General features: G+C 46.2%; 7 protein-coding genes and 2 pseudogenes. 8 read left to right on the top strand and 1 reads right to left on the bottom strand.

The features are described 5' to 3' along the window. The first annotated feature begins 167 nt into the window (after positions 1–167). From GT360_RS19905 to GT360_RS22135, 4 genes and pseudogenes are all read left to right on the top strand, one after another. Complete coding sequence (locus GT360_RS19905) at positions 168–1892, top strand: bifunctional metallophosphatase/5'-nucleotidase (RefSeq protein ID WP_164650686.1); 1725 nt, start codon at positions 168–170, stop codon at positions 1890–1892. A 373-nt stretch (positions 1893–2265) separates the two neighbouring features. Next, complete coding sequence (locus GT360_RS19900; protein ID WP_164650685.1) at positions 2266–3414, top strand: exonuclease SbcCD subunit D; 1149 nt, start codon at positions 2266–2268, stop codon at positions 3412–3414. Beyond that, positions 3411–4274, top strand: a pseudogene (locus GT360_RS22140) (AAA family ATPase); the annotation flags it as partial. The gene GT360_RS19900 and the pseudogene GT360_RS22140, both read left to right, overlap by 4 nt. Positions 4275–5804: 1530 nt before the next feature. After that, positions 5805–6449, top strand: a pseudogene (locus GT360_RS22135) (SbcC/MukB-like Walker B domain-containing protein); the annotation flags it as partial. An 80-nt stretch (positions 6450–6529) separates the two neighbouring features. Here the strand turns inward: GT360_RS22135 and GT360_RS19890 are convergent. Continuing rightward, complete coding sequence (locus GT360_RS19890; protein ID WP_164650683.1) at positions 6530–7510, bottom strand: TDT family transporter; 981 nt, start codon at positions 7508–7510, stop codon at positions 6530–6532. Between the two features lie 546 nt (positions 7511–8056). Here GT360_RS19890 and GT360_RS19885 point away from each other — a divergent pair. From GT360_RS19885 to GT360_RS19870, 4 genes are all read left to right on the top strand, one after another. After that, complete coding sequence (locus GT360_RS19885) at positions 8057–9061, top strand: response regulator (RefSeq protein WP_164650682.1); 1005 nt, start codon at positions 8057–8059, stop codon at positions 9059–9061. After that, positions 9061–9489: a PAS domain-containing protein gene (locus GT360_RS19880; RefSeq protein ID WP_164650681.1), complete on the top strand. Its 429-nt coding sequence runs from the start codon at positions 9061–9063 to the stop codon at positions 9487–9489. The genes GT360_RS19885 and GT360_RS19880 overlap by 1 nt, the downstream gene beginning before the upstream one ends. Positions 9490–9524: 35 nt before the next feature. Then, positions 9525–11066 (top strand): NAD(P)H-hydrate dehydratase, encoded by a 1542-nt coding sequence (locus GT360_RS19875; protein ID WP_164650680.1) that lies wholly within the window; start codon positions 9525–9527, stop codon positions 11064–11066. Positions 11067–11442: 376 nt separating this feature from the next. Then, positions 11443–12486 carry a GMP reductase gene (locus GT360_RS19870; RefSeq protein WP_164650679.1) on the top strand — a complete coding sequence of 348 codons (1044 nt, stop codon included), beginning with the start codon at positions 11443–11445 and terminating at the stop codon, positions 12484–12486. Positions 12487–12521: the final 35 nt, after the last annotated feature.

Genomic DNA, 12521 nt, shown 5'->3' with positions numbered 1-12521 from the left:
TAAACAGCATTACTAAACTGAGTATAGCTTAGTGGTTATTTATGTCTCACGTATCTCTCACAAAAACAGAGGCTTATAATTGTTCGATTAAATTAGTGAAAACAGTTAATGAATTTGTCATCTGGAATGCGATAGGATAGCGCCGAGTATAAAGAAGAGAAACGTCTATGAGCGAAAAACGCCATAAGCCCGTTAGAATGACGGTTGCACATATTAACGACACCCATTCCTATTTTGAACCGACCTCGCTACAGCTTCACCTAAATCATATTGAGCCACCTATCGAGCCCTATGTTAGCGCAGGAGGTTTTGCTCGCATTGCAACGAGAACAGAGCAACTGAGAGAGCAGGCAAAACAAGATGAGCGTGGCTTTTTATTTTTGCATGCAGGTGACTGCTTTCAAGGCACTCTGTATTTTTCGTTGTTTAAAGGTCGAGCGAATGCCGACATGCTTAATGCGATAAAGCTAGATGCTATGACTTTGGGTAATCATGAACTGGATCTTGGTAATGATCCGGTTTCAGATTTTATTAATCGCATTCATTTTCCTTTGCTTTGCGGCAACTGGGACTTGTCACAAGAGAGAAAGACCAAACCGAAACGCATTGGCAGCAAGTCTGGGGTATATAGCTATGACCCTATGGAAAACTGTGCGTCATGGATTACCAAAATAATCGACGGGAAACCCGTTGCGATCTTTGGCTTGTCCATAGATAAGATGGCTGACATAGCTAACCCTGATCCTGATACACCATTTTTACCTGCTCTAGAAGTAGCGAAAAACACCGTCAAAGCAATCCAACGAGCTGGCATCAATAAGATCATTCTGCTGAGTCACCTAGGCTATGAACAAGACAAATGGTTGGCGGAAGAAGTTGAAGGCATTGGCTTGATTATTGGTGGGCACAGCCATCGACTACAGGGAGACTTCTCTGCGCTCGGATTTGAAAAAGACGAAGCGTATGGTCAGTACATATCAGGTACCTACGTCGTTCAAGCCGGCTATCACTCATTGTCCATGGGCCACTGCCATATTGAGTTTGACGAGCAAGGAAAGGTCGTTAAGTTTGAAGGTCAGAATGAGCTGCTGTTTGGTCGTCGTGTTTTTCTAGACGCCAGTTTGAGTGAGCCGAAAAATGATCTGCAGTATCAACAAGCGTGTGACTGGATTAAGTCACAGAGCAACGTTGTTATCTGTAAAAAGGACCCGAAAGTTCAGGCTGTGCTGCGTGAAAAATATATGCCACGGGTCAAGGCACTTTCTGAGCAGGTGGTGGCGGTTTTGAACCAGCCTCTACGCCATGTTCGTTTGCCTGATGAAGAAGGAGGAAGTGAGCTTGCGCCCATGGTGGCCGAGTCGTTTCTGTTTATGATGCGCCGCCTAGGTCATGATGTTCAATTTGCGATGCACAATGCCGGTGGTGTACGTAGCTCACTGCATGCGGGAAGTGTTTCCGTTGCCGACATTTCCGGAAAACTTTTGCCTTTTGCCGTTCCCATTGGCGTGTATCGTATTAATGGTCTTGCGCTTGCCGCCTGTATTGAGGGGGCAATAGACAATGCGACCAATAATGGTGTTGAAGGCACGGGCTCGGGTTCTTACCCTTACACGAGCCGACTGCGCTTTGAATACACGGCCACAGCAGAGAAGGGCCAACGAGTCACCCATCTGGAGATAAGAGATGATCATGGTGTTTGGCAACCTGTTGAAGAGAATAGGATTTATACTGGGACTTCTTCGGCATATACCATGAAAGGCAAAGAGGGTTACGATGCAATTTTAGAGCAAGAACCGGGCTCTATTGTGACTACTGTATCGATGGCTGAGTGTTTTGCAGAGTATTTGCAAGAAGGGTACTCAGCTGACTTATCAGTACGTTGTCAGCCTTGATTTGAGATACTGCTAAATTAAAAAAATCTGGCACACACATTGCTTATTCACTGTTTGAAGCAAACGATAGACGTTTCTTTCAACAATTTATCCGTTTTATAAGGGGATAAGCTATGTGGCGCAAGGATTGGATTGATGCTGCGATGGTAATGGTGTGGATCGGCGTATGGGCTGCCCTGGTTTACTTGATGCCATTTACCCTATAAGTTTTGAGCCTAAGAGAGCCGCGGTAAGCCATTACCGCGGCTTTTTCTTTATGGGGTCTTTTTGACAACCATTGCTGCACTTTTCGCCATTTAATTGGGGTTTGTGTGGTGAACACAATCAGTTGCAGTATGATGGTGTTAGTTGGCTTAATTATCGAAAAATCATCATGAAATTTATCCATACCTCAGATTGGCACCTTGGTCGCCAGTTTCACAATGTGTCGTTGCTCGATGACCAAAAAGCGGTATTGAGTGACTTTATACAGTACCTAAAAGCAAACCCAGTTGATGCAGTAGTTATTGCTGGTGATATCTATGACCGCTCGGTTCCCCCGACTTCAGCAATCACCTTGATGACCCAAACGCTCGACAAAATATGTCACGATCTAGCGACTCCTGTGATTGTGATTCCGGGTAATCATGATGGTGCTCAGCGCCTAGGGTTTGCGGCTCAACAAATGAAAGAGTCTGGCCTGCACATCATTAGTGATTTTGATGTCATGATGAAACCTGTGATTATCCACACAGAAACTGCTGGAGAGGTGGCTTTCTACGGTATGCCATACAATGATCCCGAACAGGTGCGTCACCACTATCAGCAGCCGATATCAAGCCATGATGAGGCGCATCAATGGCTGTGTGAGCAGATTCTTTCAGCTGCGAATACCACACAGAAAAATGTGCTCATAAGCCACTGCTTTGTTGATGGCGCAATGGAGTCAGATTCCGAGAGACCACTCTCTATTGGTGGTTCTGATAGAGTGAATAGCGAGCACTTTAAGGCGTTTGATTATGTTGCGTTGGGGCATCTGCATCAGCCGCAGAAAAAGGGCGCAGAGCATATTCGTTATAGTGGCTCTTTGATGAAATACAGCTTCTCAGAGCAACACCAGAAGAAAGGCATGACGCTGGTGGAGTTAGATGAGCAGGGCTTTAAAAGTGCGACGCATATCGACTTTACCGCGCCCCATCAAATGCGCATTATCGAGGGAGAGCTTGAGCAATTGCTTGAAGTAGGGAAAACAGATCCACATGCTGACGATTACCTTCTTGTTCGCTTGATGGACCAACACGCCATTCTAGATCCAATGGATAAGCTTCGAGCGGTATACCCGAATGTTCTTCATTTGGAAAAGCCGGGGATGCTGATGGGTATCGAACAAGAAGTTGGTCGAGCAAAGCTTGCACGAGGTGAGTTGGATATGTTTAAAGATTTCTTCAATGAAGTGCAGAAAACAGGGTTAACTGAAGCACAAGATCAAGCCATTCAGTCCGTTATCGAACAAATCAACAAATCAAAAGGGCAAGTAGAATGAAGCCCATAAAACTGACGTTTCAGGCGTTTGGCCCGTTTGCCGACAAGCAAGAGGTTGACTTTGATAAGTTGGGACATGCTCCTCTGTTTTTGATAAACGGCCCAACGGGCGCAGGTAAAAGCACGCTGTTGGATGCGATCTGTTTCGCGCTTTATGGTGAGACCACCGGCAGTGAGCGTACAGGCGACCAGATGCGCTGTGACCAAGCTGATGCCAAGCAACTGACCTTTGTCGATTTTACTTTTTCTTTGGGTGGTCATGTTTATCGTATTGAACGCAGCCCAGAGCAGCAGGTGCCTAAGCAACGTGGTGAAGGTACAACGAAAAAAACACATAGTGCAGTTTTTTACCAACTAGAAGGCGAAACAGAGTCGCTGATAGCTAATCGTCCTAATCCTGTAGCGAAAGAGGTCGTTGAGCGTATCGGCCTTGATGTTAAGCAGTTTCGACAAGTGATGGTGATTCCACAGGGTCGATTCAGAGAGTTACTCACCGCCAATTCAAAAGAGCGTGAACAGATCTTTGGCCAGTTATTTTCAACACACATCTATCGAGATATTGAACGTGTTCTGTTTGAACAAGCCGCTGATATCAGGAAACAGAAAGATCAGTTCGATAACCAAATCAAAGGCGTTCTAGAGCTGGCAGAAGTGGAGACGGAAGCTGACTTGGCTTCGGTAATTGAGCAAAAAGAGTCTCAAGTCACTGAAGCAGCAAAAAGGCTTGAGAGTGCTAAGCTGGCCCAGAATGTTGTGACGCAAAAATGGCAGCAAGCCAATGAGCTAGTCGATAAGTTCAAAGCGCTTGAGGCACTTAGACATGAACAACAGCAGCTTGGTGCGCAGCAACAAGACGTTGACAATAAACGAACTCAGTTGAAGCGAGCACGACTTGCTACCGCTCTGTCTGCCACTTATCAAGCCAAGAATACCAGTCAACAAACGCTGACTCACTCTGTTGAGAGGTGCGCGCAAGCAGAGCAAGCACTGAATACCGCAGCTCAAGAACAGTCGCGCTGCTTAACACAACTTCAGCAAGCGAAGCGGGAATCGGAGCTGCTTCCTGAGTTGGACAAACGTGTCTATCAATTGCAGGCACAAATTGAGCGGCTCAAGCAGTATCAAACTCTCCACACCACCTGGATGGCAGCGGATAAAACTCTGACAACGGTTGAACAAATAACGCAAGCGCTGATGAATCAACAGTTGCTGGCTCAGGATGCGTTAAAGCAAGCGCAACTCAATCAAGACAGGGCAAAGCAAGCTCATCTTGAGTTGCCTCTAAAAGAGCAAACAGAGAAGGCGATTGCCAAGCAGTTAAGTGTGTTGCAAGAGGTAGAAACAACGTGTAGAGCGAGTGAGCAAGGACAGCAGTTACTCGCGAGTGCCAATGAGCAACTAAGTCAACATCAAGCGCGGTTTAATCAAGCGAAGACCTTTGCCGACCAACAGGAATTTCAATGGCACAGTACGCAAGCAGCACAGTTGGCTCAGTTGTTAAATGAGGGGGAGGCGTGCCCGGTATGCGGTAGTGAGTCACATCCAGCGCCAGCAATGCATCAAGGTCATCTTGTCAGTAAAACCGATGTTGACCATGCCCGCGTTGCTCAGCAACAAGCATTTAGCCAAGTAGAGCAGCAGCAAGCTCAGGTTCAGAACCACAAGGTTGAGCAGGGCAAAATAGAGAAAGCCTTAGAGGGGTGGCGTCGATTACTGAACGAAGCTCTAAGCTATGATCCGCAGAGTTTGCTTCAGGAACAAGCCCAGCTTCGTGCAGAGATAAAGGCACTACGTGCTTTCAATGTAGACGAAGCGAATCAACAATTCATGAAGGTTGAAAAGCAGTTGACCGAACTTGAGGGACAAGTAAAACAGCAAGAGAGCCAGAGGCAACAAGCCCAGCAGGAAAAAAGCAATCTTGATGGTCAACTGGCTTCGCTGAAAGAAAGTCTAGGAGAGGCGAATGATTTGGCCCACACTCGCCAATCTCTAAAGCAAACCACTCAGCGTATCCAAGTTCTCAAACAAGGTTTAGAGTCTGCGCAACAACAGCAAACCACGGCAGAGCAGAAGTTCACCATAGCCACCACCACATTGAGCGCAGAAACGAAAGCCAAGCAAGAAGCAGAGATTGCTGCCAGTAAGCAGAAGCAGCAGTGGCGAGAGGAGTTAGATAATAGCGACTTTGAGAATGAAGACACATTCTTACACGCCAACTTAAGCCGCGATCTCGTTGAACAGATTGAACAGCACATCGAATCGTTTGACAAAGCCTGCGCTAAAACCGCAGGTGCATTACAGCAGATAGACTCAGAGTTGAAAGATGTTGCTCAGCCAGATCTGTCTTTAATGACTCAAGAGAGAGAGCAAGCAAACCTGGTCTACCAGCAAGCGTTAGCGGAGCATACTCAAATCCAGAGTGTTGTGGCTAATCTTAATAAGGTCAAAGTACGGTTGGCTGAGCTGTATCTTGAGAACGAAAAGCTCGATAAAGCTTATCAAGTGTTTGGCACTTTAAGCGATGTGGCGAATGGTAAGACGGGCTCTAAAGTCAGTCTGCACCGTTTTGTGCTTGGCGTGTTGTTGGATGATGTTTTGATTCAAGCAACCCAACGTTTGCGCTTGATGAGTAAGGGGCGTTACGAGCTATTACGTAAAGAGCAGCGCGCAAAAGGCAATGTAGGCTCAGGGCTCGATCTTCTGGTTGAAGATGCCTACAGCGGTAAAACCCGAGATGTAGCCACCCTCTCTGGCGGTGAGTCGTTTATGGCAGCCCTTGCTCTAGCGTTAGGCTTATCCGATGTCGTTCAGTCTTACAGTGGAGGTATTCGTTTGGATACACTCTTCATAGACGAAGGGTTTGGTAGTTTGGACCCAGAATCACTGGATCTTGCCATTCAAACCTTGATGGAGTTGCAACAAACTGGGCGCACAATCGGTATCATCTCACACGTCTCAGAGCTCAAAGAGCAGATGAATTTGAGAATTGATGTGACACCATCAAGAACGGGAAGCCAGCTGTCGATTAGTCAATAATCGCTTAAGCAAGGTTTACTACTACAAAAAATGAGGCGCGTAATGCGCATCATTTTTTTGTTTATATTGGGAGCGGGGCGTTAATTACCACTCATTCTCTCATTCACAAATTGTGACACCTTCAATTCAGGCCAATACATAGTGAAGTAGCGAAAAATCACCCACACCACCATACAAGTGGCTATCACCAATTCCACGAAACCGAACTTATGTAGCCAGTGCCAATGAGGGTGGAAGTTGTCGAAAAAATCGGTGAGACGATACATGGCAACGGCACTGATCACAGAAGGAAAGGTGACGGCCGCGATTGAAGGCTGGAATCGCAAGCGCATTAGACGGAAATAACACAAATAGATAAACATGGTCATGGTGATGGCGATACCCGCGAGTGCACCTGTGAGAATAGGGTCAGGGTCATCAAAATTCACCAAATATGCTGCTAGCGTAAGATTGATCGGCGCAGCCATGATCGCAAGTGTCGGGCGAGCGCGTTTTGGCAGCATGCCTTCGAACATCAAACGATAAAGCACTAACGGCAACATGAAGAAGTAGATGGTGATGCAGATTTCAACTAGCGTGACCGAAAATACGTTGTAGCCGAACTGTGTGCCAGCGAGCGAGCTGCTGATCATACCGACGGGATATAAGAACCAGCTCGGCACAATGTTGGACATTTTGAAGTTGCGTAGCTGCAGCGCAAAAAACACCAACATGTTGGTCAAGTGTATTGAAATAGCAACCATCCAAATGGGGTAGGCTATCCATGGTGAGATGAGCGCCAGATAGTCACATAAGATAAGCAGTGCCATACTCATTGGTGCCATCAAACTACCGCTGATTGGATGGCGAATATCGTTAAAATATAAATGACGATGCATCACATATTTGATCAGCACTGGGCCTAGCAAAAATGCACCTAAGGCGGCGAGATACGGTTGTAGTTCCAACCCAATACTTGGTACGTAAAGCGCCCAAGCTTGACCTAGGCCGATGACCCCCAGTGCCAGTGAGGCTTGTGATGTGGGCACATTCTGAAATTGGGTGAGTCGTCTCCAGTTCAATGTCGTATCTCTAACGCGTAAGTGGGTAATAGCGCGGGAACTCAGCAAATCAGTGAGTTTGCTACACTATTATCATTAATTCGAATTTGCCGCGTATTTTAGCAAACAATGAGTTATGAGTGGAGGTGTGATCGAGTATACAGTTTGAGCTAAATCACTAAACTAAGTTTGCATTTTCGCGATTATCGACCATATTTAAAGTGTAAGGCAAATCAATCAACTTCGCATGGAGGACACGAAAGCCTTACCTACAATTTGGATGGATTCAAACATCATTTCTGCATCCTCGTTTAAAATCATGTCGCAGCTAAGTCGACACGATCCGCAAGCTCACGAATTGAGTCACGAGGGATAAGGCGCACCTAGATCGTGCGCCTTTTGTCATTCATACCTCAGTAAAATGTGCATTCAGGCGACAATTGGTCACGGATCAGACATTGTTTAAATTTTAATGATATTTTAATCACTAATGCGTGATTTTGTCGTATGTGGTGCGTTAAGCATCTGTTACACTTCGCGCGTTTAAGGACGAAAATTAGGTGATGAATGTCTTGTCGTATTTTAATCTGTGACGACTCCGCATTAGCTCGAAAACAAATGGCTCGTTCATTGCCAGCGGCATTGAACCCTGACATTATCTTCGCAGTTCATGGATTTGATGCGTTGGAGAAACTTAGTAAGCAAAACTTTGATCTCATGTTTCTTGACCTCACCATGCCTGAGTTGGATGGCTTCGGAACGCTAGCTGCGATTAAAGAGAAAGGCATAGACGTGCCTGTTGTTGTTGTTTCTGGTGATATTCAACCCAAAGCAAAGCAGCGCGTAGATGAGTTAGGCGCGAAAGCATTCATTCAAAAGCCGATTGATAAAACGCTGCTAAACGATGTACTAAAGCAAACCGTCAGTCGCCCAGCACAACCGCAATTTGTGCAGCCTAGCCCTATTGATCTGCCTATTTTGCGCCGTCGCGATATCTACATGGAAGTGGCGAACGTAGCAATTGGTCGAGCAGCTGATGCACTTGCCCGTCATTTTGATGTATTTGTTGAGCTACCACTGCCGAATGTGAATATCTTTGAGGTAAGTGAGCTACACATGGCGCTGCGTGATCTGGCCAGTAATCACCAAGTTTCGGGTGTTTGTCAGGGTTTCAGTGGCGAGGGTATCGCAGGTGAAGCCCTTGTGCTGCTAAGTGACTCAAGCGTCAGTGATCTGAAAAAACTGATGAAAGTGCCAGCAGAAAGTGAAGACCTAGAAGAGTTAGAGCTACTGATGGATGTTTCTAATATTCTTGTCGGTTCATTCCTCAATGGCCTTGGTGAGCAATCCGAAGTGCGTTTCTTCCAAAGCTCACCGGTACTGCTCGGGCAACATATCTCCATCGACTCGGTGGTTGAATCTACGTCTGGACGTTTCAACAAAACGATGACATTCGAGGTGAGTTACGGCATCGAAGGCACTTCAATCCGCTGTGATTTGCTATTTATGTTCGTCGATGAATCACTTCCATTAATTGATGCCAAGCTCGCTTACTTAATGGAGGATTTCTAATGTTGCATCTACCGGCTGAATTTGAGCAGTTTCACTGGATGGTCGATATAGTCCAAAACGTTGATATGGGGCTTATCGTGATAGATCGCGATTATAAGGTGCAAGTGTGGAATGGCTTTATGACACACCACAGTGGCCTTCAGTCGCACGACGCTATTGGCAAGTCTCTGTTTGAGTTGTTTCCAGAAATACCGGAAGAGTGGTTCAAGATTAAAACCAAACCGGTTTATGATCTCGGTTGTCGTAGCTTTATTACCTGGCAACAAAGACCTTATCTATTCCGATGCAGAAATGTGCGTCCGGTAACTCAAAGGGCAGATTTCATGTATCAGAACGTCACCTTGAACCCAATGCGAACTCCAACAGGAGAGATAAAATCTCTGTTTTTGTCGATCCAAGACGCAACAGCAGAGGCGCTGATCTCTTAAACTAATGCCATGTGAGTGCAAAAAGAGGCCTGCACATGGACAACTTCAAATACCTGTATGCGAGTCGTCAGATTAAGCTAGCAGAACAATCGATTGCTAAAGATCACGGCTTTCTGCTGTTTGACCTTATGGTTAAAGCAGGGAAGGCCGTTTTTGATCTGGCTTGTTTCCACTATCCTGATTCACATCACTGGCTGATCGTTTGCGGGAAAGGTAATAATGGTGGGGATGGCTATATTGTGGCGACTTTGGCGATAGAAGCGGGCATTAAGGTTACCCTTTTAGAAGTCGAAGGAGCAGCAGAGAGTCGGGGAGATGCCTCATTAGCAAGGCAAGGCTTTTTGTCTGTAGGTGGGGCGCCAAAGCGTCTTGATGTTGATGAGCTTTTGAGCCGAGGAACAGACTTGGAGTATGACCTGGTTATTGATGCGCTCCTGGGTACTGGCTTGCAGGGAAATTTGCGTCCATCCACTTTGGATATCATTGAGGCAGTTAACGGACTCAAGCTCCCGACTATCTGTGTTGACGTGCCGTCAGGCTTGAACAGTGATACCGGTCAGCCGATGAGTAGCGCGATGACAGCGGATCATACCGTGTGCTTTATCGGAATGAAACAAGGCTTAGTGACTGGGCGAGCGAGAGACTATGTTGGTCAGCTGCATTTAGCAAATCTATCCATTAGCGAGGAGTTACTTAAACAATATCAGATGCCAGTTGCTCGGGTTGACCTATGTGCAATGACAGCACAAATACTAGCGCCTAGAAAACCAACTGCGCATAAAGGTACAAGCGGTAGGCTTGCCGTGGTCGGTGGTGCGCAGGGAATGCTGGGCGCGGCTAGACTCGCCTCATTAGCGGGATTAAGAGTTGGCTCAGGACTGGTTCGAGCTTATGTAGAGAAGAAGTCGTTGGTTGCAATGCAATCAGCGGAACCTGAAGTCATGGCAATGCCGTGGAAAAATTTAAAACACCAGGACTGGAGCGCTAATGCACTAGTAATTGGCCCGGGGTTAGGGCAATCAAAGCAAGCGCATGAAGTCTTTCACTCTATAATAGATAGTTCAATCGATAACCTCAAAAAAACCTCAGCTTATCGTTTAGTTATTGATGCGGACGGCCTCAATATACTCGCGCAAAGTCCTATGAGAAATGATAAATGGGTACTCACACCACACCCTGGAGAGGCGGCAAGGCTGCTGGGTGTAACAGTCGCTGAAATAGAAGAGGACCGCTTTGCAGCCGTTAAATCCATACAAGTTCAATATGGTGGCGTAGTGGTATTAAAAGGTGCAGGAACGATTATTTTTGACGGTAGCGATTATTTCCTCTGTACCAGAGGAAATGCAGGAATGGCAACGGGAGGAATGGGAGATGTCCTGGCTGGCATGATCGGAAGCTACTTAGCTCAGGGATACTCAACCGTACAAGCGACGATGATCGGTGTTTTGATTCATAGCATGAGTGCAGACAACTGCGTTAAGGAGCAAGGCCAATTAGGTTTGATTGCCTCGGATCTGCTTCCTGAGATACGCAGATTAACAAATTATTTTGCAAATTCATGCATGACTTCGAGCTAAACGCGGCAATTTTGGTCGATAGAGAGTGATGGTTATGCGTAAGTTTTGGGAATATTGAGACCTTAAACATGGGGAACGTTTGCGGAAATCGTTTAGTTATCTTTTGGAAGAGTCATGTGTATAGGTTTTAACGTATTGATTTTTATAAGGTAAGAGGATTTTTGTGGGAGGGAGGTATGCAACTAAACCAAATGGTATCACAAAAAAAATGCAATTATCAGTCTTGCCGGAAATAAATCACGACCTATAATGCTGAAAACCGGAGCGTCTGCCAACGCTCCGGTTTTTTTGTGTCCGAAGAACAGTGAACTCGTCTGCCAACGAATTTACTACGCACTCTGAAAGACACATCAGTAGATGAATCAAGGAAAACACAATGCGTATCGAACAAGAACTTAAGCTCGGTTTTAAAGACGTCCTATTTCGCCCAAAGCGTTCAACGCTTAAAAGTCGCTCTCAAGTAAATTTAACCCGCGAGTTTACATTCAAGCACAGTGGTCGTCAATGGTCTGGTGTACCTGTAATTGCAGCTAACATGGATTCTGTTGGTAGTTTTGAAATGGCGACAGCGCTAGCAGAGCACGGCGTGATGACAGCAATGCACAAACACTACACTGTTGAACAGTGGGCAGAGTTTGTGAAGGGTGCGAGCAAAGAGACGCTTAACAAGGTATTCGTTTCTACTGGTACTTCAGAGCGTGATTTCGAGAAAACGAAAGACATCTTAGCGCTGAGTGAAGACTTAGAGTTTATCTGTATCGATATCGCTAATGGCTACTCAGAGCATCTCGTTGAGTTCGTACAAAAAGTACGTTCAGAGTTCCCAAACAAAACCATCTCAGCGGGTAACGTTGTGACAGGCGATATGTGTGAAGAGCTAATCCTAGCGGGTGCAGACATCGTTAAAGTAGGTATCGGCCCAGGCTCTGTGTGTACAACTCGCGTGAAAACGGGTGTTGGCTACCCACAGCTTTCTGCCATCATCGAGTGTGCAGATGCCGCTCACGGCCTAGGCGGTATGATCATTGGTGACGGTGGTTGTGCATGTGCTGGCGACGTGGCAAAAGCGTTTGGTGGCGGTGCTGATTTCGTGATGCTAGGCGGTATGCTTGCAGGTCACGAAGAGTCAGGCGGTGAAGTGATTGAGCAAGACGGTAAAATGTTCATGAAGTTCTACGGTATGTCTTCTCAATCGGCGATGGATAAGCACTCTGGTGGTGTTGCACAGTACCGCGCTGCGGAAGGTAAGACAGTACTCCTACCATACCGTGGCAGCGTTCATAACACGATTTCAGACATCCTTGGTGGTGTTCGTTCAACATGTACTTATGTTGGTGCTGCAAAGCTTAAAGAACTCACTAAGCGCACGACGTTTATCCGTGTGCAAGAGCAAGAGAACAACGTATTTGGTAAAGAGTAAGTTGCTATACAGTTTGAGATAGCTTGAACTTGAAA

Origin of the sequence: Vibrio astriarenae (assembly GCF_010587385.1) — a bacterium.
Taxonomy (GTDB): domain Bacteria; phylum Pseudomonadota; class Gammaproteobacteria; order Enterobacterales; family Vibrionaceae; genus Vibrio; species Vibrio astriarenae.
This window is presented reverse-complemented; position numbering and strand designations above follow the sequence as displayed.